Raw genomic sequence first — 21,375 nt, 5'->3', positions numbered from 1 at the left:
TTCCAACACGAAAATAGGTTCCGTTACAAGTTCTTTCGATATTGTTCAATTTTCAAGGTCCTGTGCGCCGCAGCCTTGCGGCTGACGACTTGATTATTTTACCACAGAAGCGGTTTTTTGTCAAGCACTTTTTTGAGAAGCTTTTGAAGTTTTGTGAACTTGGAGCGCTTTCAGTTTCTCGGTATCAGCCGGAACTTTTCAGCGTCTATTGGTTCTTTTCAAGGGCTTCCTGCTGAGCTTTCAGAAGTCATTCTTTTGTCTCAGCGCTTGGCGCTCAAGTATAATACCACACCCCGGGGCAGTTGTCAACACTTTTTGACAAGTTTTTTCCAAATTCTTTGCGGAGGGGCTCGACTCCCTCAGTCAAAGCCTGACGGCTTTGCCAGCTCCCTCGGAGAGGGAGCCTCTGGCATAACCGGAAACTTTACGCTTACACCGGAAACTGTACCGTTATGCCAAGGGCCCCATCCTTGAGGGGGCTGGCATCGCGCAGCGATGACTGGGGGAGTTTTTCCGGCGGCGTCCTCTCCACACCCCCCACCAAAAGCCTTGCGTATCGGCGGCGGGTGCGCTATTATATATTATATACATTATAGAGCGCTGCGAAAGGAGCCCTGACCCATGATCCTCACCGTCAATATCGGCAACACCCACATTACTGTGGGCGGCTACGAACAAGACACCCTCATCTTCTGCGGGCGGCTGCACTCCGACCCCGCTGCCACGGTGGAGGAATACGCCATCCGGCTGGTGAATCTGTTACAGCTGTACGGAGCATCCCCGGCGCAGATCGAAGGCGGCATTCTGGGCAGCGTGGTGCCCATGCTCAGCGGGCGGGTGCTGGCGGCTTTACAGCTCTTGTGCAAGGCACGCATCCTGACCGTGGGGCCGGGGCTGAAAAGCGGCATCAAGCTGCGGCTGGACAACCCCGCGCAGTTGGGTGCAGAGCTGCTGTGCGGCGCGGTGGCGGCGCTGGCAGAGTGCCCCGGGCCGCTGGTGGTCATCTCGGCAGACACGGCCATCTCCCTGATGGCGGTGAACGCCAAGCAGGAGCTTGTGGGCGGCGTGATCCTGCCCGGGCCGCAGCTTTCCATGAATGCGCTGGTGCAAAAGACCGCGCAGCTGCCCCAGATCGACCCTGCCGCCCGTGCCTCGGACTCAGTGCTGGGCAAAAGCACCTCAGCCTGTTTGCAAAATGGCTTTGTGCTGGGCACAGCCAGCCTGCTGGACGGTCTGGCCGACCGCTTCTGCGCCGAGCTGGGCGCACAGACCGCCTTTTACGCCACCGGCGACCTGCCCCGCTCCATCCGGGAGGCCTGCCGCACCCCCATCCACTACCGCGAGACCCTGATCACCGACGGCCTGCATCGCATCTGGCTGCGAAACCGGAAGGGTTGACGATTTTCGTTTGCATTTTGCATTCCGATGTGTTATACTGTGTTGTACCCACCAAAGGGGTACGGCATTTGCGATCGTAGCTCAGCTGGATAGAGCGTTCGGCTCCGACCCGGAAGGCCAGAGGTTCGAATCCTCCCGGTCGCACCAAGGACTGCTGCACAGGTTTTGTGCAGCAGTCCTTTTTATTATTTTATCGAATCCATCTTGCAAAAGCAGCACAGTGCCTTATAATAGAGGCTGTGCCCCGGTGTGCGCGGGTACGGTTTAGGAGTGTATAGGATAAAGGAAATAAAGAGTATGAGTTCTCAAACGAATACGCTGACGGAAGGCCCTCTGGCCAAGCAGATCTTTCTGGTCAGTCTGCCGCTGGCGCTTTCCAACCTGCTGCAGGTGCTGTTCAATATGTCGGACGTGGCGGTGGTGGGGCGCTTTGCCGGTTCCACGGCGCTGGGCGCTGTGGGCTCCACCAGCACGCTGGTGACCCTGTTCACCGGCTTTCTCATTGGTCTGAGCAACGGCATCAATGTGCTGGTGGCGCGTTTTTACGGCGCGCGCCATCCCAAGGACGTGGAAAAGACCGTCCACTCGGCAGCCATCATCAGCGCCGTTGCCGGTGTGGCGTTGCTGCTCATCGGTCTGCTGGGCTCCCCCACCATGCTGCGGCTGCTGAACACCAAGGAAGATCTGCTGCCCGGCGCGATCTTGTATCTGCGGGTGTATTTTCTGGGTATGCCGGCGCTGGCGCTGTACAACTTCGGCAACGCGGTGTTCAGCTCCATCGGTGACACCAAAAAGCCGCTACTCTACCTTTCTATTGCCGGGGCGCTGAACATTCTGCTGAACCTGTTCTTTGTTATCGTGTGCGATCTGAGCGTGGTAGGCGTGGCGCTGGCCAGTGCCATCAGCCAATGCGTTTCCGCCTTTCTGATCCTGCGGGCGCTGACCCGGGTGCAGGACTGCTACGCGCTGGACCCGCACAAATTGCAGCTGGACCCGGCGCAGGCCAAGAGCATCCTTGCGCTGGGTGTGCCCGCCGGGCTGCAGAACGCTATTTTTGCCATTGCCAACCTGTTCATTCAGGCAGGTGTCAACTCCTTTGACTCTTTGATGGTCAAGGGCAACAGCGCCGCCGCCAACGCGGATGGGCTGATCTACGACTGCATGGCGGCCTTCTACATGGCCTGCGCCAGCTTTATGAGCCAGAACTACGGCGCGGGACGGCCTGACCGGGTGAAGAAGAGCTACTTCATCAGTCTGGGTTATTCCTTCGGCGTGGGGCTTGTGCTGGGCGCGGCGCTGTTCTTCTGCGGGCCGGCCTTCCTTGCGCTGTTCACCACCGAAGCCGCCGTTATTGACGCCGGCATGAAGCGCGTAGCCGTGATGGCCTTTGCCTACTGCGTCTCCGCCTTTATGGACTGCACCATCGCCGCCTCCCGCGGGCTGGGCAAGACGGTGGTGCCCACCGTCATCGTGGTGCTGGGCTCGTGCGTATTCCGGGTGATCTGGGTGTACACCATCTTTGCCCACTTCCACACCATCCCGGCGCTGTACCTGCTGTACCCGTGCAGCTGGACGCTGACCGCGCTGGCGGAAATCGCCTATTTTGCCAGCTGCTACAAGCGTGCCATGGCTATCTTCCGCAAGCCCGCGGCGGCGTAAGGGGACGATTTGGAATGCGCGCCGCGTGTGCTTTGCGCATATTCAGTGGAAGAATTATTTTTAATTTCGGGATACCGGAGCGTCTGCGGACACTCCGGTATCCTTTTTTCACGGGAGGGGACATAAAGGCAAACTGCATTTGCCGCGCTTGTTCTCCCACGCAAAAAGGCTGCTGCACGGTTTTGTGCAGCAGCCTTTTGCTTTTTATAGGTCAGGGGTCAGAGCGCAGCTCAGATCTCCTTCTTCAGGGTCTCGCCCATGATGTAGCCGTAGGTCAGAGCAGCGTCGAAGCCCATGCCGTACTGCTTGGCGTCCTTCTCCTCGATGGAGCCGCAGACGTCACCGGCAGCGTACAGGCCGGGGATGGCCTTCTTGTCCTCGGTCAGGACGTGGCAATCGGTGTCGATGGCCAGACCTGCGGTGGTCAGGTAGAAGGTGGGGTCAACACGGATGGCCCACAGACCGTCGCGGGTCTCGATGTAGGGGCAGTTGCGGCGGCCGAACTCATCGGGCTCGCCAGCCAGAGCGGCGGCGTTGTTTGCCTCGATGGCGTCTGCCAGATTGGGCAGGTTCAGCTCCTCGGAGGCCTTCTCCACGCTGTCGTAGTGCACAGCCTCGCCCTTCTCGAACATAGCAACGTAGCCGTTGAAGCCGTAGGACTCGCTGTCGCGCAGCTTGACGGCAGAGGACTCGTCGAACACATAGTAGAAGGTGTCGCCGTTGTCCTTGTTCAGCTTTGCCTTAGCCATGGTATAGTGGTTATCGGAGACGATGTTGCCGATGTTGTCGCCCTTGATGTTGACCATGATGCCGGGGGCAGACTGGTGGATGAAGGCCAGCTCGAACTTGCTCTTGTAGCTGGACAGGAAGGCGGGCAGAGCGCGGTTTTCGCACTCCACATAGCCGCCGGCGTCGATACCCATCTGGATGCCCTCGCCGGTCATGCTGGAAGCGCAGTTGAAGAAGAAATCGGCGTAGTCGGGGCTGTACTTCTTCAGCATTTCGGGGTTCTTGGCAAAGCCGCCGGAAGCAAGGCAGACCGCCTTGCCGCGCAGGGTATAGCTTGCGCCGTTCTCGCCCTTGGCGTGGAAGCCCACAACACGGCCGCTCTCGTCCTTGATCAGGTCGGTGACGCTGGTGGAGTAGATGATCTTGCCCTTCTCGTACTTTTCCACGCGCTGTGCCATGAACATCATGGCGTAGCCTGCGCCGCCCTCGTAGCAGCCGGGTGCCAGATACGGGGTGGAAGCGCCGTACTGGGTAGCGCTTTCGTAGTTGCCCATGGTGTTGAAGCCGATGCCGATGCCTGCCATCCAGTCCACCAGATCGCCGGCGACAGTGTACTGCTTGGTCATGTAGGGCATTTCACCGTTGAAGAACTCGGTGCGGTGGTACTTCTCCATGGTCTGCCAGAAGTTCATCATGCCCTCCAGCGTGCCCATGGCAGAGCTGCGGAAGCTGCCGTCCACATCGTAGTTGTACTGCAGCTTGGAGCCTGCGGTGGCAACGCCGCCGTAGGTCATGGACATGGAGCCGCCGGGGATATCGCGCTTCTCCACCAGAATGACGCTGTAGCCGGCCTCCAGCAGGCGGCAGGCGCAGGTCAGGCCGGAGGTGCCGGCACCCATGATGACGACATCAGCCTCTTCCTCGATGACCTCGTTGGAAGCTGCAATGGTGACTTCCTTGGAGAAGTCGTCCACGTTATAGCCGGCCAGCTCGATGGCTTCCTTCACGGCTGCCTTGACAGCCATGGAGGTGATGGAGGAGCCGCGCAGGTTGGGCACGTTGACGCTCTGGTGCTCTACGATAGCGGCAGGGATGCGGGAGCAGGCGTAGTTGCCGATGCCGATGGTCTCCTCGTGAGACAGCACCTCACAGGCAGTGATCTTGCCGTCAAAGAAGGTGGTAGCTACGTGCACCCAGCTTTCGTGACCCATAGCCTTGGTGACGTACTTGCCGTCTACCGGGGAGGAGGGCTTGGTCACAGCGGAGGAAGCAGCAGAGGAAGCTGCGGAGGAAGCGGGAGCACTGGTGGTGCTGGAAGCGGAGTTGCCGCAGGCGGTCAGCAGACCGGCAGCAGCTGCGCCCATGGTGCCCACAGCGGCACCGCGCATAAAGTTGCGACGAGAGATCTTAGCCATAAGGTTCGCCTTTCTTTTTCTTTTCTCTTCTTTTTTGCGTTTTTCCTGTTCCTTCGTGCATTTTGAACATTGATACGATTATAGCAAAGTTTCGTTCCAGTGTGAAATACAAATTTGCATCCTCATTTATCAAATCTCTTTATAAATCGATTCTCTTTACGGCCTGTCAGCAATCCTGTATAATAAAGATGACCATCTTTTTACCCAAGGAGGCGCGCCGTTCTATGACGATTTACCAGTTAGAGTGCTTTATTGCCGTAGCGGAGGAGCTGAATTTCAGCGCCGCCGCCGAGCGGCTGTTCACCACCCAGCCCGCCATCACCTACCAGATCAACGCGCTGGAAAAGGAGACCGGGCTGCACCTGTTCGAGCGCACCACCCGCCGCACCAAGCTGACCGCCGCCGGGCAGTCCTTTTATCTGGACATGGTGCAGATGACCAGCTTTGGCAGGCAGGCGCTGAAAAAGGCGCAGGATATTCAGGAAGCCGACCGCTCCCGCCTGACGGTGGGTCTGCGGCAGCTGTTCGACTACGGCACTTTTTCCAGCATTCTTGCCGAGTTCCAGCACCAGTTCCCCAACGCCTGCGTGGACGTTGTGCCGCAGGACAACCGCCGCCCGCTGGAACAGCTGCGCTCCGGGCAGCTGGACATCGGCTTTTTCTACGCCACCGAGCACTCCCGCGACCGGGATATCTCCTTTACGCCCCTGTTCTCGCTGGGGTATCATGTGCTGATGAACCCCAACTCTCCCCTTGCCGACCGGCGGGCGCTGCATCTGGCCGACCTGAAAGGACAGAGCGTGGTGTCCTCCGGCGCGTTCGACAACTTTCTGTCCGCCTGTCAGGGACCCTCGCTGGAGCAGCTGGCGCAGGTGGGGGTGGATTGCAGCAAGATCTCTCCCAGCTTTGAGGGTGCGCTGATCATGATCCAGATGGGCACTGCCATGTCCATCGTGCCCTGCCTGTCCACGGCGGTGATCCCGGGCATCGTCAAGGTGCCGCTGCTGGATTTTCCCCCGGTGACGGTGGAGATCGCCGCCATGCGCCACGCGCCCCGGCTGGAGGTGCAGTCCTTTATCGAGATCGCCAAGCAGAAGTACGCCCATCCCCACGACCCGCTGCTGATGGAGACGCTGATTTAAACCCCCTCAGGCGCTAATGCGCCAGATTCCCCCTTTTGTCACCTGCGGTGACATCTTCCCCCGGCGCGGGGAAAGTCGGCCCTCAAGGGGGTGCCTTTTGGTATAACGGAAAAGTTTCCCGTGAAAAAGCACAAAGCCGGACAGTCTACGGACTGTCCGGCTTTGTGTCATCACAAGGTTTTACTGATAATCGTGGTTGAGGAACAGGGCCTTGATGACCACGACCTCGTCGTATTCCTCCTGCTCCACCTGCACGTCCGCGTTCAGGCTCTTCAGGCGCGCCTTCACCGCATCCAGTGCTTCCGGCACGGTGACGGCGTTGCCTTCCTCGATAGCGTCCATCATCCGCTTGAGCACGATGGGGTGGGCGTACCAGCTTGCCACCGGGAATGCGCCGTGGGGGTAGTGCTTGACATACTCCGCCATGGCGGCTTCCGCCTTGTCCGCACGCTTCATGATGGCATTGTTGTTATTGTGGGCGGTGGGCAGCATATTGTAGCTGGAAAACAGGAAGATGGCCGCAAAGCCGAACAGCGCAAAGTACACGCCGTAGCTGCCGGTGTGGCTGAACACGGAATACAGACCGTAGGCCGCAGCTGCAACGCCCAGCACAAAGATGGCCAGCGCCACATAGCGGTACACCGGCTTGCTTTGCAGCTGCGCACGCTTGCGGCGCTGGGCAGCGCTCAGCTCGGCGGAAAGCTCCGGCTTTGCGTCCAGATACTCCTTTGCCCGGCGCAGCACGGTAAGGCTGTGCTGTGCGTCCTCGGAAAGCTCCGGCAGCTTGCGGGCGGCCTTTTCTGCAGCCTTTTTCTCCAGCGCCTGCTCTCCGGCAGCGCTCAGCAGGTGCAGCTGCGGCTGCTCCTTGGCAAGCACTGCCAGCAGGGCGTCCACGTCCCGCTCGTCCTTGAAGTTGCACTGCTTCTGCTTGCCGCCATCGTACTCCACCACAAGATAGGCCATGGAGGCAAACACGCCCTTGCCGGAAAAACCGCCGGAGCTCATAGCCACCCGCTTGAACACCCGGGTGATGCTGCCGTAAGGCAAATAATAGCGGCGGTCGATGTAAAAGCTGTTCAGGTACAGCGCCTTTTTGCCCACACCGCAGGGGCCGATCTTCCGGCAGGCTTTTTTGTCTGCCTCCAGCTCCTGCGGGTCAAGCTTTGCCATGCCCAGCTGTGCGGGTTTGAAAATCATGGGTAGTTCCCTTCTTTGCTTTAAATTCTACGCCCCTATTTTCCCACGGGACGGGGGCAATTGCAAGCCCTGATTTTTTCAAAAAACATTTCGCGTTATGGCTTTCCCCGGACGGTTGGGGGCGCACCGGCAGCGGCTGCTTGCCCGCACCCTCATCCGGCGCTGCGCGCCACCTTCCCCCGGCTGGGGGAAGGCTTCAGCAACGGTACAAGCTCCCAGCTAAAACGTAAAGCCGCTTGCAAGGCCACCCCTTCCGTCACGGCTATCGCCGTGCCACCTTCCCCAAGGGGACGGCTTTTTGCGGCGGTGGGAAAGCGCTGCGTTGAATGCTTAAAAAACAGCGCCCGCCGCTGTACGGTCAGGCAGCGGCGGGCGCAGGTTACTTACGGAAATATGGAGCCGTCAGTTCCTTATGCCTTAGAAGCAGTATGCTTCTTGGTAGCATGGAGGAACAGAGCCAGCATTGCGATGGCAAAGACGATGCCGATGGGGTAAGCAACAGCGGTGTTGTAAGCCACCAGCTTGCCGTCCGCATAGGTGTTGATCATCTTGCCCAGGCACTCGGGAGCCAGCACGAAGTAGGTGCAGGACACAGCGCTCATGAAGGTTGCAGGCACGGCGGTGATCCAGAAGTTCTTCTTCTCCTTGAACAGGTACATGGAAGCAGCCCACAGGACGATCATAGCCAGCGTCTGGTTGGTCCAGCTGAAGTAACGCCAGATGACGGTGTAGTTGATGAAGCCCAGTGCGTTGCCGATGCCAAGGAAGGCACCAACGCCCAGCACGGGGATGCACAGCTTCAGGCGGTTTGCGTAGCTGTCCTGATCGATCTTGAGCCAGTCAGCCAAGGTCAGACGAGCGGAACGGAAGGCGGTATCACCAGAGGTGATGGGGCAGATAACGACACCGATCATAGCCAGTGCCACGCCAACCTTACCCATGGTCTTGAGACAGACGTCGTAGATAGCGGCAGACTGACCGGCAGCCAGAGCCTCGGCCAGACCGACCATCTTGCCATCGGTGATGGTGTACAGTGCGCAGCCGGCAGCAGCCCAAATCAGAGCGATGATGCCCTCGCTGACCATTGCACCGTAGAATACGAAGTGACCCTGCTTCTCACTCTTCATGCAGCGAGCCATCAAAGGCGACTGGGTGGAGTGGAAACCGGAGATAGCACCACAGGCAACGGTGATGAACATGAAGCTCCAGATAGGAGTGTTGGAGGGGTGCATATTGCTGAAGTTTGCCCAGATCTCGGGGATGGTGTAAGCGGGGTTAGTAAAGATACCAAAGATAACGCCCACAGCCATGATGATCAGGCAGATGCCGAACAGGGGGTAGATCTTACCGATGATGGCATCAATGGAGATAAAGGTTGCGATGAAGTAGTACACCAGAATGATGATCAGCCAGAACAGAGTGGTGGTCATCACACCGGACATACCGCCGTTCTTGCACAGGGTAACGATCAGACCTGCGGGGCCGACAGCGAACACGGTACCGACCATGATCAGCAGCACCACAGAGAACACACGCATGATGTTCTGCATCACGGGGCCCAGATAGCGGCCGGTGACCTCAGCGATGGAAGCGCCGTCGTTGCGCTCGCTCATCATGCCGGAGAAGTAGTCATGTACGCCGCCGGCAAAGATGGTGCCGAAGGTGATCCACAGGAACACCACGGGACCCCACAGAGCACCCTGCAGTGCGCCAAAGATGGGGCCCAGACCTGCAATGTTCAGCAGCTGGACGAGGAACAGCTTCCACTGGGGCATCACAACGTAGTCAACGCCATCGTTGATGCGCACAGCAGGAGTTTCGCGGTCGTCCGGTCCGAACGTGTTGTCCACGATCTTACCATAGACAAAGTAGCCTACGATCAGGAGCGCCAGACACAGTAAGAAACTAATCATACCAGAAACCTCCTTTTGAATTTCAGCCGCCGACAGCTTATGCCATACTGCGGCTATGACCGATCTCTGGCTTCATGTTAACACCTTTTTCATAATTGTGTTAATATTTTTTAGGTATGGTTCCCATATCAAAAAGTATATGGCCGCTTATTTTGTTTGTTTATTCAAACTTGCATTTTATATTGATAATTCGTTTTAATTTTCTCTGTTGTTTCTCAAAAACATTCTTCTAGGAACGGTCAAAAGCGTCCCCGCCAAACTTTGCGCCGCCTTTTTGTGCATTTTGCTTAATCGTTTGCGATTTTCTCCCCAAAACGTGGAATTTGGGACGAAAAGAAGGGAAATCCGCCCTCTCAGGCGGGGCACCCGTGAAAATGGGCTAGCAGAGCGTCCGCAGACGCTCCGCTAGCCCGAAAATAAAAACAATTCTTCCGCTGCAACAACGACGACCGCCGCCTGCGGCGGAAACAGGGAGGAGTTGTTGGGGCAGCGGCCAGCAAGACGCGCGTGCCACCCAAGGCACGATGCGGATGCTGGGTGCCGCAACCCGGAAGACGCGGTGCGCATTTCAAATCTTCTTCCACCCGCTGTCCTTGATGGTGGCATCCGCCTGCTTGTGCAGCAGCTGCACAAACAGCTGCTCCTCCGGCTGCAGGGGTTCCCGCTCCGGGTACACCAGCACGTCCCGCATCTGCTGCTTCTGTGCCGGGCAGCCGTGCAGCGCCAGATGGTACTGCTCCAGCGCGCGCTGCGGCATGGGGGACGACCACATATAGGCCGTGGGCAGGTTCTGCAAAATGGAGAACTGGCTGCACCGCTCGTACACATGGATGCGGCGGTTGGGGTTCACCTCCCAGCGGGAAGCGGTGCTCTCGTCCCCGGGCAGATGGGTGTCGCCGTGCAGCACCTCGATGTAATCGTTCAGTTCGTCAAGGTTCTGCACCTGACGCTGTGCCAGCGGGCTGTCCTGACTGGTGAGCAGCAGATAGGAAAACTCCATGATAGGCTCCTGCCGCAGACCGTGGCGCTGGCAGTAGCGCAGGTAGTAGTCCTCGTCCTCGGCGGCATAGCGCAGCAGCGCCATGTGGTAGCCCTGCCGCAGCACAAAGTCCAAGGCTTCAATGGCACCGCTCTCCCGGATATGTGCCCGCAGCTGCTCGCTGCGGGCTGCCTGCTGCAAAAAGTCCACCGCCGCATAGGAGGCGTAGGTGGCATGGGTCAGCACCACCCGCAGCTCGGCGCAGCTGCGCTGCTGGTGCGCCTCCTGCTTCAGCTCGTCCACCTGCTGCAGCACCCGCTGCGCCTGCGCGATGAACCGCTTGCCCTGCTCGGTGGGGATCATGCCCGTGGAGGAGCGCTCGAAAATGCGCACCCCGTATTCCTCTTCCAGATTTTTCAGCGCCTTGCTGACATTGGGCTGCGCCGCGTACAGCTGCTTTGCCGCCGCCGACACCGACCCCCATTTCATGATGGCTACCAGATACCGCAATTCCGTAATATTCATGAACCCCTCCGCGTGGTTTGCAGTCGTAATCGTATTGTAACAATTTCTCCGCGCCGCTGTCAAGCGGGGGGACGAACTCCCCCAGTCATCGCTGCGCGATGCCAGCCCCCTCTGAGATGGGGCCTTTGGCATAGCGGTGAAGTTTCCAGCTAAAGCACAAAGTTTCCGGGCACGCCAGAGGCTCCCTCCCCGAGGGAGCTGGCAAAACCGTCAGGTTTTGACTGAGGGAGTTCGTTCCCCCTTGCACCAAAGCCCCCGGGTGCTATATAATAAGGAAAAACACAAAGGAGGGGCTGTACCATGCCGGAATACCGCGTGCTGCGCATTGACGAGCAGCTGTACGGCTGCGAGGAGCTGCCCGCCGGGCAGCCGGTGCTGTGCGATGTGACCCTGACCGATGCCGCCGGGGCTGCCCGCATTCTGCCCTACCCGGACAAAGAACTGACGCGTCTGGGCATCGACGAGGGGGACACCGTCTGTCTGCTGCCGGACGGCACCCTGCACAAGCTGTAAGGAGTAATTTTATGCATAATATCTATTTCACCCGCCACGGCGAGACGGTATGGAACGTGGAAAATAAGATCTGCGGCATGACCGACAGCCCGCTGACCGCCCGCGGGCAACAGCAGGCACGGCAGCTGGGCGCGCTTGTCCGGGACAGCGGCCTGCACATCGACGAGATCCTGTACTCTCCCCTCTCCCGCGCCGCCGACACCGCAAAGGCCATTGCCGCCGCTACCGGTCTGCCCGCCCGCTGCGAGCCCCGCCTGCGGGAGCAGTGCTTTGGCAAGTACGAGGGCACGCCCCGGGACGGTGCGGAGTTCCGCATCTCCAAGACCCACTTTGCCGACCGCTATGTGGGCGGCGAAAGCATGATGCAGCTGGCACAGCGCATCTACAACCTGCTGGACGAATTGAAAGCCGACACCGGCAAGACCTACCTGCTGGTAGCGCACAACGGCATTGCCCGGGTGGTGCACTCCTATTTTTACGATATGACCAACGAGGAATACGCCGCTGCGGGCATCAAAAACTGCCAGCTGGTGGAGTATACCTTTTAAGGCTTTTCCCGATAAATAACCGAAAGGATTTTTATGCCAAAGAAAGCCATCCAATTGTCCGACCACTTTACCTATTCCCGCCTGCTGCGGTTCGTGCTGCCATGCATCGGTACCATGCTGTTCACCTCCATCTACGGCATCGTGGACGGTCTGTGTGTCTCCAACTTTGTGGGCAAAACGGCCTTTGCGGCGATCAACCTCATCATGCCGCTGCCGCAGATGCTGGGCACTGTCGGCTTTATGCTGGGCACCGGCGGCAGCGCCATCGTAGGCATCACGCTGGGCGAGGGCGACCGGAAAAAAGCCGACCGCTATTTTTCCATGTTTATGTGGGCAGCGCTCGTCTCGGCCGGTGTGCTGGCCGTGCTGGGCATTGTGTTTCTGCGGCCGGTCGCCGTGCTGCTGGGCGCAAAGGGCGAGCTGCTGGACTACGCCGTACGCTACGGGCGCATCCTGATGCTGGCGCTGCCGGGCTTCGCTTTGCAGAATCTGTTCCAGAGCTTTTTTGTCACCGCCGAAAAGCCGCTTCTGGGCTTCTGGTTCACCGTAGGTGCAGGCTGCACCAACATGGTGCTGGACGTGGTAATGGTGGGGATGCTGCACTGGGGCGTGGAGGGCGCTGCCCTTGCCACCCTCATCAGCCAGCTGGTGGGCGGCGTGCTGCCGGTGTTTTATTTTATCGACCACAACAACACCAGCTGTCTGCACCTGTGCAGAACACAGTTTTACGGCCGCGTGCTATGGGATGCCTGCATCAACGGCTCTTCTGAACTGATGACAAGCCTTTCCATGTCGCTGGTCAATATCCTGTATAACTTCCAGCTGCTGCGGCTGGTCGGGGAAGACGGCGTGGCGGCTTACGGCGTCATCATGTATGCCGCCTTCCTGTTCGTGGCGGTGTTCGTGGGCTATGCCGTGGGCAGCGCACCCATCGTCAGCTTTCATTACGGTGCGCGCAACCATGCCGAGGTGCACAACCTCTACCAGAAGAGCCTGCGCCTCATCGCTGTGGTGTCTGTGACCCTGACGGCGGCGTCCATGGTGATCATTCCCTATGTGGCGCGCATCTTTGTGGGCTACGACGTCCAACTGCTGGCACTGACCAGCCGCGCCTTCCGGCTGTATGCGCTGTGCTTCCTCATCAAGGGCTTCAACATCTATGCGTCCTCCTTCTTCACAGCGCTGGGCGACGGCGTGACCAGCGCCCTGATCTCCTTTCTGCGCACGTTTCTGTTCCAGATGGCCGCGCTGCTCGTCCTGCCCGCCCTCTGGGGCATTGACGGCGTGTGGCTGGCCGTCACAGCCGCCGAGCTGGCCACGCTGGCGGTGACCGTGGCGATGTTTCTTACAAAGGATAAGACGTTCCATTACCGAAAGGCGTAAAACAAAAAAGAAGCACGCGGCTGCGTGCTTCTTTTTTGTTTATTCTGCTATGCACCTCACTCCGCCGCAACGCGGACAAAGGGCGCGATGGCGTTGGCATCGCCGTGGCGGACGATGGAGTAGGTGATATCGCAGTAGGGCTGGATGGCGGTGCTCTTTTCCACGGTGGAGATGAGCAGCACCTGCAATTGCAGGCGGCGGAACAGTTCCATCATGGGGCGGATGCGGTCACTGGTCATCTTGCTGAAGGCCTCGTCCAGCAGCACCAGACGGATGCTGTTTTCGCTCTTCTGGTAAATTTGCAGAAGGCTTGCGCAGATGGCCACATAGAAGGGTGCCTGATTCTCGCCGCCGGAGGAATCGCGGCTGACGCGGGAAAGATACGCCTGCTGCCCGGTGACCTGATTGGTCACCTTGATATCGTAGTCCAGATAGGTGCGGTAGTCCACATAGTCCGAAAGGGTGACACCGGCAGCGGTGCGTCCCTCCTGTCGGGCGCGGGTGTTCTCGTCCACGTCTGCCATGATCTTTTCCATCAGCTCATCCACCTGACGCTCGTAGGCGGGGTCAGCGGTGGCGGCAAGGTTATCCAGAGAATCACCCTCGGTCATCTGCTGGTTGCCCTTATCCACGATGACCTGATAGAACGCCGCCAGCTGCGGGTCGCGGTTGGGTTCCAGCTCAAAGCGGTAGACTTCCTCGCCGTAGGTCAGCTGCTCCATGACCTTGTTCAGCTCCCGGAACTGCCGCCGGGCGTTGAAGATATCGTCCTTCATGCGGAACAGGATATCCTTGCGGAAGCGGTCCTTGCAGTCCCGCTGCGCCTGCTCCAGGCGGGCGGCGTAGCGCTCCAGGTCGATGCGCACAAGGCTCTCATGCTGGGCGCGGTACTGTTCCAGCCCGGCAAGCCCCAAGGGGTAATCGCAGACGTAGCGCCGGTTGTATTCCCGCTGCGCCGGTTCCAGGGTGCTGTTCAGGTAGACGGTCAGGGCATCGTCCAGCTTGGCCTGTGCCTTTTCGGCAGCCTGCGCGGCGGCGCGGGGAGACTTATCCGGCCCGGTCAGAGCCTGCTGACGGCTGCGGGAGAGCGGCTCCACCAGCGGGTGGGCGGCAAAAAAGCTTTCTGCGGCCTGTGCGCTCTTTTCGGCGGTGTCCACCGCCTTTTGCTGCTCCGTCTCGCAGGAGGAGATCTGTTTTTCGCATACGCGCAGGTCGCCGCCGGTCTGCTCCACGGCGGTGCGGGCGGCTTCCCATGCGGCTTCGCGCACCTCTTCCTCCTTATACAGCTGCTGCAAAAGCGGGTTCTCGCGGCACTCCGCCAGCTTTGCGGCCTGTCCCTCCACCGCCGCGCGGGCGGCGGTCAGGGCGGCGCGGGCATCCCACAAAGCGGCAAGCTCTTCCAGCGTTGTGCCGCGCAAAAGGGTCTGGTACTGGCTGTAGGCGGCTTTCAGGTTCTGCTCCGCCTGTGCGGCGGCGCGCACCTCCTCGGCAAGGGCGTTCATCTCCCCTGCCAGTGCCCCGGCGCGGGCGCGGCGGGCTTCCAAGCCGATATAGCGCTGCGGAGTGCGCAGACGCTCCAACCGGAAGGGGTGGTGGCGCAGAAGGTCGCGGGTGGCACTGTCGGGGTAGTTTTCCAGCGTGTCGGGGGTGTCGCAGCAGACGATGCGGCGCAGGATGGTGTCGGCGTACTGCGCGGCAAGCGGGTTTTCGCTGGTGACCTGTGCCGCCAGACTGTCGGCGGGAGCAGTGTCGGCGCGGCGGTTGGCCTTGCGCAGACCCGGGGTGTCCAGCAGACTGATGGGGCCGACTTTCTCTTTCAGCGCCACAAAGGCGCTCTTTGCGGCGGCGTAGTGGGCGGGCGGCACAAGGATATCGAACCGGCGGTCGCCCAGACAGGCTTCCACGCAGTCCTGCCAGCTCTCATCCTCCACGTTCAGCAGCTCGCAGAAGATGCGGGCGTCCGGCTCCATGCCCCGGCTTTTCAGCTCGGCATTCACGGCGTCCCGCACCCGGGTGGCGGCGTCCCCGTGGGGGTACACCCACTTGCCGCCGGACACGGCGTCCAGCTCGGCGCGTTTCTCGGTCTGCTGCCGCTGCAGGGCGGCGGTGTGCTGCCGGGCGGCAAAATAGGCTTCTTCCAGCGGCTTTTCCTGTGCGGTCAGCCAGTCGGTCAGGGCGGGCAGGGTGTCGGGGGTCAGGTCTGCCAGCTTCTGCCCGGCGGCAAAGCCGCTGCGGCGCAGCACAGCCAGCAGGTTGCCGGTCTTTTCGGCGGCTTTTTCGGCGGTATCGGCGCGGCGGGCGGCGGCATCCAGTGCGGTCTGCCGGTGCGCCAGCTCCTCGCTGAGGGCGTCCAGTGCGCGGCCTTCGCCGCTGGCACCGGCGGCGCTGTGGGCGGTCAGGTAGGCGCGGCGGGCTTCCGCTTCGGCGGTCTTGGCTTCGGCGTAGCGGGTGCGCAGCGTCTCCTGCTGGCGGCGTCCGGCGTCTACCCGCTCCTGCCAGACAGCCTTTTCCCCGGCATCGGCAGCAGCCCGCGCCAGCAGGGCGGCACCCCGGTTCACAAGGGCTTCGGTCTGTTTTTCGGTGGCTTCGCGGCCAAAACGGACGATCTCGTCCAGCGCATCGGCGCGGGTCTGGGCTTCCGCCAGAACGGCGTGCAGGTTTTCCAGCTCCAAGCGGTCGCCCTGCAAGGCTTCCAAGTCCAGTTCCGGCTGGGGCAGAATGTACTGGTACAGAAACTCCCGGAAATTCGGGATCTCGTCCATGCTGGTGCCCATCTGGAACACCTCGTTGAACTTTTTGCCCAGCGGGCTGGCTGCGCGTCCGATGCCCAGTGCGCGGCAGATGCGGTCCCGCGCTTCGCTGGGGCTGCGGGTGTAGGAAAGCCGCCCCTCGGCGGGCTTGAAGTCCTCCTTGGCGCTGGGCGCACCGGTGCGCGGGTCGATAAAGGGCAGCTGTTCCAGCGTGATGCCGTCCTCCGAGATATACCACGTCTGGTCGCCGGGGTGCAGCTCCTGCATGGGGCCTTCGGACTCCACCCGCACTGCGATGACAAAGCTGGTGTGCTTGACGCTGTCCCAGAACTCTGCCCCGATATACGCCACGGTGTGCCCCGGGCGGCGGTAGGCGTTTTCGCCGCGCTGCTTGGCGTGGACAGAGCCTTGCAGGGTGCGGCCGCTTTTCTTATTGCCCAGCGCATTGAAGTTGCGGTTGGTGGTCAAGCAGTAGCGGATGGCGTCCAGAATGGTGGTCTTGCCCACGGCGTTCACGCCGATCATATAGGTCAGGCGGGCGCAGTCGAAGGTGGTATTTTCAAAGTTGTGCCAGTTGATAAGTTTCAGGCGTTTGAGTTCGATCATGCTTCACCCTCCCCTGCTTCCGTGTCTGCCCCCTCCGGGCGCTCATACAGGCCAAGCTCGGTGCGGGTGCGGGCGCTCTCGGCGGCGGCATCCGCAAGGTCGGCGTCCGGCAGCGCCAGCAGCACCGTGGGGAACACCTCGATGCGGCTGTCCAGCCCGGACAGCCGTCCCACCGGACGCGCCAGATTGTACCGGCGCAACGTGCGCATGAGCTTTTCCAGCGTTTGCTGATCCAGCTTGCGGGGCAGGTTCATCTTTTGCAGCTCTGCCTGTACCTCTTCCACCGTGACCAGCACCTCGTCTGCGCTGGCGGCAAGGCTTTCCCGCTTTTGCAGGTACAAAAGCCGCAGCACCAGCAGCAGAATGCTTTCGTACTTGAGCAGCCGTGCCTGACTGCCCTCGTGCTCGTTGACCAGCGCCGCCGCCTGCATGGGCGCGGGGTACAAAAGCACCGCGTAGCCCAAGGGTTTGAACACCGCGCGCACCTCGTTGAGGTGATCCTGAATATACAGATATTTTGCCCGCTGTTCCTCTACGCAGCCCAGCACGAAGCAGTGGTTGAGCAGATAGTTTGCGGTCTCTTCCAGCAGATCAATGGTTGCCATCCGTGTTTACCTCCTTGCGGCGGGTCAGGACAAAATCCTGAAACCGGAAGCCGCCGCGCTCCACCCAGTTTCCGGTCAGGGTGATATCATACTCCCGGTGCGGCGACTGGGAATAGGTGTGCAGGCCGATGATGCCCGTAAAGTCGTTCGGGTATTCCTCCACAAGGGTGGAAGCGTTCACCTGCCCGCGGGCAGCCAGTGCCTGCCGCGCCAGCAGCGCCACGTTTTCCTCGGTGACGGCAAGGCGGGCGTAATCCAGCAGCAGCTGCTGCTCCTGCCGCAGCCGTTCGGGGTCCAGGGGTTCGGTGCGCACCGGGGCAAGAGGTGCTTCGGTGCGGGGCGCGGCGGGGGGATACAGCGGCTTTGTGCCGAACACTGCCGCCGGGTACAGGTGCAGTCGCGCTGCCACCGGGCCATCGTCCGGCTCAAACAGCTGCTCCGGGCTGCGGATGTCCTCCGCATAGCGGCGCAGCAGGGCGGTGACGCTGCCCTGCGCCGAGCGGTCGCTCAGCAGCAAAAACTGTGCCCGCTGCACCGCACGCTTGCGGTAGCGGATGTGGCTGGCGTCGATCTCCTTCATCAGGGTGCTCATCTCTTCCAGCGCGTCCCGCTGCTGCTGGATGAGGGCACGCACCCGGGGTGCAGCTTCGCCGGGGGCGCAGCGCTCCACCCGGGCGTAATCCAGCGCTAAGCGCGGCAGCTGGTTCTGCTCGCAGTCGTCCAGCTCTTCTTCCAGATAAGCGCGGTAATTGAACAGGTTATCGCTGGTTTTAAAGCGATGGTACGCCGCCGCCACCACCTTTTCCTCGTACTGGTCGAACAGCTCCAGCACCTCCTGCGGGGTGCGGTTATGGGTCAGGCGGTCGATATAATGCCCGATGGAAGCGTTGAGGGCGCGCAGGGACTTGTTCAAGGTCTCAAGGTCTGCCGCCACCTCCCGCAGCACGTTCTCGTAGGGGCTTTTTTCCTGCCCGATGCTGCCCAGCAGCTGCCACGCCTTGTACAGCTTGCCGGTGTAGGTGACCACCCGGGGGTTCAGGATCTCTTCCAGCGCATCCAGCAGCGGGGTGACCTCCGGCATAAAGGCAAGGGTGGGCTCCGTCTCGTAGCTGCCGGGCTGCTCTTCCAGCCAGCCGGTGCGGCGCAGGCGCAGCAAAAAGCCCACCGCCAGCGTGTGGGGGTCGCGGGTGGGCTGCTCGTCCTCATCGCCCGCACCGTCGGCGTCCAGCGCCAGCGGCTTTGCCAGCGCGGCAAAATAATCCTCGGCGCGGGAGACGGCTTCGGCGCGGGAAATGCTGTAATCTGCCGTATGGCGGCACTCTTCCCAGAGCAGCAGCAAAAGCTCTGCATAAAACGCCCGGTTGGGCCCCGCCAGCGGGCGGAACAGCCGTGGGCTGACCAGTTCAAACAGCTGCATGGAAACGTCCTTTCTGTGTGAGTTCGATACCCTTTTATTGTACCACAGCGGGCGGGGTTTGTCACAAAAAGGCGAAAAAAAGCAAACTCCCTCAGTCAAAGCCTGACGGCTTTGCCAGCTCCCTCGGGGAGGGAGCCTCTGGCGCACCCGGAAACTTTGCGCTTTAGCCGGAAACTTTACCGCCATGCCAAAGGCCCCATCCCAGAGGGGGCTGTCGAGCGAATGCGAGACTGGGGGAGTTTCTTCGGGAGCGCCTGAGAGGGCACGCAAAAAAGCCCGCCGGGCAGGCGGGCTTTGGGAGCGTATTTCACCCCAGCACTTTGAGGGGAGAATTTTCCACCCATAGGGTATCGTCCAGCAGGCGGGTGACCGCAAGGCGGCCATTGGCGGTGACCCGGGCAGGGTCAAGGGCGTAGAAGTCGCTCTCGGTCAGGTTTTCCGGGTCGGCGGTGGGCGAGATGCCCGCCACGCACACCCAGTGGCCGTAGGTGCTGCTGGTGGCAATGTGGGGGTAGTTCACCGCGTCCCAGCCGGAGGAGGTCAGGTGGTATTCATAAGTAGAGGTGCGGTTTGCGTGGCGCTTTACCCCGCTGACCGTGGTATTTTTCAGGTGCACGATCACCGGACGCCCGGCGGCAAGCTCGTTGTACAGCTTTTTCAGGCACTCGGCGCGGGTGCCGGCGTACCCCGTGTAGCCCGCAGCGGACCACACCGCACCGTTTGACCACATCCCGCTGCCGGAGCAGACCTTGCCGTCCAGAATGGTGCGGGCGTAGCGCAGTGCGTACAAGCTGCACTTGCCGGAGGTCTGGTTGCCGATGGAAAGGATGTGGCTGGTGTCAAAGCTGAGCAGCCGGATGCCGTTTTTCTCCTTCAGCTCAGCGGCGTGGGCACGGGGCAAAAAGGCACACAGCAGCAAAACCAGCGCCAGAACTGCCGCCGCCAGCCGCTGTGCCGCGCGGGCGGGACAGTGTTGCATGGGTACTTCCTCCGAGTTCGTTTCAATCTGGACATGATTTTACCACCAAAACGTGGTGAAAATGTGTAAAAAGGCAAAATAGAGGTTCGACACAACATATGTCCAAATTTAAGTATTTCCGTGCCCGGCAAAGCCACGCCGCCGGGGCGGGGACAAGGGCGTTTGAAAAGTTGTCGACAAAATCAGCCTGAAAATATACCAGAACTGCAACAAACCCGACCTGTTTTCATCCTTTTTCACGAAACTGTTTCAGGAAGTTTAGCTATATTCCCGATTGACAAAACCGTCACCGGTCGGATATAATCAGGGCAGAAAGACGACAACGGTTACGCAAAGTCTTTCCGAAAAAAGAAACATAACCACAAAAAGCTGATTGGAGGGATACCCTTATGAAGAAACTTTCAAAGATCGTCGCTCTGCTGCTTGCAGGCGCAATGGCCATGCTGATGTTTACTGCCTGTTCCGGCGGTGGCGGCAGCGCAGACACACAGAAGGAAGAAGCGATCCGGAAGCAGCTCGGTACAAAGGCCGAAGCTGTAAAGCTGTGCGATAACGATGGCAAGGTCAAGAATGACAGCAAGCTCTACAAAGAAACTGCAGAACTGCTGGATGCTCGAATCAAGGCTGAAACCAGTGCATTTGGCATTCTCCTTGTTGATTTTGATGTCAAGGGCGTCAATCCTGCAGAGCAGTATGTGACTGTTACCCTGTCGGCAGACTATAAGACTGCAGGTCTCGTGGCCGGCTTTGTCAATTTGATTACTGAGAAGCTTGGCAAAATCGATGCTACTAACAGCAACGTGAAGCTCGACACCGAGTGGGCAAAGGCTGCTGTCGTTGTCAGAACCAATGAAAAGGGCAGCTATGCTGCAATCGCAATTCAGGTCAAGAACCTCAACTACCCCAAGACCTGATAATATCAACATCTTTCCCCGGAGAGCAATCGCCCTCCGGGGCTTTTTGCGCCTTGCACCCGCTCAGTCACGCCCTTTGGTCGCCCCTCCCCGTGAAAAGGCAATGCCGGAAGATCCATAGATCTTCCGGCATTGCAAATTTAGAATAATTTTTCCGCTGCTTATGCGCACAGCACACGCGGCGCGCATTTCAAATCGTCTTTTTTAATACCCCTTTACCGAGAACCCGCGCTCCCACGGGTCGGGCGGGATGTCCTTTTGTCGGATGCCGGTGATCTGGATATAGTCGCTTTTCTGGATCATGGCGAACAGGGTGATGAACTTGTCCGGGTCGCCCTGCACTTCCATCGTCACGCTGCCGTCATCCTCGTTCTGCGCCCAGCCGGTCAGGTCAAGGGTCTGCGCGGCGTACCGCGCCCGGTAGCGGAAGCCCACTCCCTGCACCTGTCCGGTGATGGTGTAGCGCCGCCGCACTGTGCCTTCCGGCAGAACGGGCGGGGTGCGGTCCTTTTTGTTTGAAAAGTTGAACATAGCATTTAAACCTTTACCGGGCTCGCCCTCTCCGTCATTGCTCCGCAATGCCACCTCTCCCAGAGTGAGAGGCTTTGGCAGTCCATGCAACGTTTGCTGTTTTGCCAAGGGCTCCCCCTTTGAGGAAAGACTTCCCCCGCACCGGGGGAAGATGTTGCGTAAGCGACAAAAA

General features: G+C 60.0%; 16 protein-coding genes and 1 tRNA gene. 8 read left to right on the top strand and 9 right to left on the bottom strand.

Annotation, left to right across the window (positions count from 1 at the left end; translation table 11 throughout):
- Positions 1–621: 621 nt before the first annotated feature.
- The 3 genes from C4N24_RS11345 (at position 622) to C4N24_RS11335 (ending at position 3,057) form a co-directional block, all read left to right on the top strand.
- Positions 622–1,398, top strand: coding sequence for a type III pantothenate kinase (locus C4N24_RS11345; RefSeq protein ID WP_112091499.1), 777 nt, complete (start codon positions 622–624; stop codon positions 1,396–1,398).
- Between the two features lie 70 nt (positions 1,399–1,468).
- Positions 1,469–1,545, top strand: a tRNA-Arg gene (locus C4N24_RS11340).
- A 150-nt stretch (positions 1,546–1,695) separates the two neighbouring features.
- Positions 1,696–3,057, top strand: coding sequence for an MATE family efflux transporter (locus C4N24_RS11335; RefSeq protein WP_112091498.1), 1,362 nt, complete (start codon positions 1,696–1,698; stop codon positions 3,055–3,057).
- A gap of 230 nt (positions 3,058–3,287) precedes the next feature.
- Here C4N24_RS11335 and C4N24_RS11330 read toward each other — a convergent pair whose 3' ends face one another.
- The gene (locus C4N24_RS11330; protein WP_112091497.1) at positions 3,288–5,201 is read right to left on the bottom strand and encodes an FAD-dependent oxidoreductase; all 1,914 of its coding nucleotides are present in this window, start codon (positions 5,199–5,201) and stop codon (positions 3,288–3,290) included.
- A 224-nt stretch (positions 5,202–5,425) separates the two neighbouring features.
- On the opposite strand from C4N24_RS11330, the gene C4N24_RS11325 reads away from it, so the two are divergent.
- The gene (locus tag C4N24_RS11325; protein WP_242983252.1) at positions 5,426–6,343 is read left to right on the top strand and encodes a LysR family transcriptional regulator; all 918 of its coding nucleotides are present in this window, start codon (positions 5,426–5,428) and stop codon (positions 6,341–6,343) included.
- A 180-nt stretch (positions 6,344–6,523) separates the two neighbouring features.
- Here the strand turns inward: C4N24_RS11325 and C4N24_RS11320 are convergent, their stop codons facing one another.
- From C4N24_RS11320 to C4N24_RS11310, 3 genes are all read right to left on the bottom strand, one after another.
- Positions 6,524–7,540 (bottom strand): ATPase P, encoded by a 1,017-nt coding sequence (locus tag C4N24_RS11320; protein ID WP_112091495.1) that lies wholly within the window; start codon positions 7,538–7,540, stop codon positions 6,524–6,526.
- A gap of 410 nt (positions 7,541–7,950) precedes the next feature.
- Positions 7,951–9,453 carry a carbon starvation CstA family protein gene (locus C4N24_RS11315; protein WP_112091494.1) on the bottom strand — a complete coding sequence of 501 codons (1,503 nt, stop codon included), beginning with the start codon at positions 9,451–9,453 and terminating at the stop codon, positions 7,951–7,953.
- 568 nt (positions 9,454–10,021) lie between these two features.
- Entirely contained in the window at positions 10,022–10,957 is a 936-nt protein-coding gene (locus C4N24_RS11310) for a LysR family transcriptional regulator (RefSeq protein WP_112091493.1), read from the bottom strand.
- Between the two features lie 300 nt (positions 10,958–11,257).
- On the opposite strand from C4N24_RS11310, the gene C4N24_RS11305 reads away from it, so the two are divergent.
- Genes C4N24_RS11305 through C4N24_RS11295 form a run of 3 tightly spaced genes read left to right on the top strand, consistent with a single transcriptional unit; the run spans position 11,258 to position 13,401 of the window.
- Entirely contained in the window at positions 11,258–11,470 is a 213-nt protein-coding gene (locus C4N24_RS11305; RefSeq protein WP_112091492.1) for a hypothetical protein, read from the top strand.
- A gap of 11 nt (positions 11,471–11,481) precedes the next feature.
- Complete coding sequence (locus C4N24_RS11300) at positions 11,482–12,018, top strand: histidine phosphatase family protein (RefSeq protein ID WP_112091491.1); 537 nt, start codon at positions 11,482–11,484, stop codon at positions 12,016–12,018.
- Positions 12,019–12,051: 33 nt separating this feature from the next.
- On the top strand, positions 12,052–13,401 hold the full coding sequence (locus C4N24_RS11295; protein ID WP_112091490.1) for an MATE family efflux transporter: 1,350 nt from the start codon (positions 12,052–12,054) through the stop codon (positions 13,399–13,401).
- A 56-nt stretch (positions 13,402–13,457) separates the two neighbouring features.
- On the opposite strand, the gene C4N24_RS11290 is transcribed toward C4N24_RS11295, so the two are convergent.
- From C4N24_RS11290 to C4N24_RS11275, 4 genes are all read right to left on the bottom strand, one after another.
- The gene (locus C4N24_RS11290) at positions 13,458–16,757 is read right to left on the bottom strand and encodes an ATP-binding protein (RefSeq protein ID WP_112091489.1); all 3,300 of its coding nucleotides are present in this window, start codon (positions 16,755–16,757) and stop codon (positions 13,458–13,460) included.
- A complete protein-coding gene (locus C4N24_RS11285) occupies positions 16,754–17,362 on the bottom strand; it encodes a DUF4194 domain-containing protein (RefSeq protein ID WP_005924397.1) in 609 nt (202 codons plus the stop codon). The genes C4N24_RS11290 and C4N24_RS11285 overlap by 4 nt, the downstream gene beginning before the upstream one ends.
- Positions 17,349–18,779 carry a Wadjet anti-phage system protein JetA family protein gene (locus C4N24_RS11280; RefSeq protein WP_112091488.1) on the bottom strand — a complete coding sequence of 477 codons (1,431 nt, stop codon included), beginning with the start codon at positions 18,777–18,779 and terminating at the stop codon, positions 17,349–17,351. Before C4N24_RS11280 ends, C4N24_RS11285 begins: the two co-directional genes overlap by 14 nt.
- Positions 18,780–19,086: 307 nt before the next feature.
- Positions 19,087–19,758, bottom strand: coding sequence for a hypothetical protein (locus C4N24_RS11275; protein WP_112091487.1), 672 nt, complete (start codon positions 19,756–19,758; stop codon positions 19,087–19,089).
- Positions 19,759–20,147: 389 nt separating this feature from the next.
- On the opposite strand from C4N24_RS11275, the gene C4N24_RS11270 reads away from it, so the two are divergent.
- A complete protein-coding gene (locus tag C4N24_RS11270) occupies positions 20,148–20,672 on the top strand; it encodes a hypothetical protein (RefSeq protein ID WP_112091486.1) in 525 nt (174 codons plus the stop codon).
- Positions 20,673–20,876: 204 nt separating this feature from the next.
- Here the strand turns inward: C4N24_RS11270 and C4N24_RS11265 are convergent, their stop codons facing one another.
- Positions 20,877–21,203 (bottom strand): acylphosphatase, encoded by a 327-nt coding sequence (locus tag C4N24_RS11265; RefSeq protein ID WP_112091485.1) that lies wholly within the window; start codon positions 21,201–21,203, stop codon positions 20,877–20,879.
- Positions 21,204–21,375: the final 172 nt, after the last annotated feature.

The organism is Faecalibacterium prausnitzii (assembly GCF_003287405.1).
GTDB classification, from domain to species: Bacteria; Bacillota; Clostridia; order Oscillospirales; family Ruminococcaceae; genus Faecalibacterium; species Faecalibacterium intestinale.
Note: the sequence above shows the minus strand (reverse complement) of the source record. Positions and strands in the feature narration are given on the sequence as shown.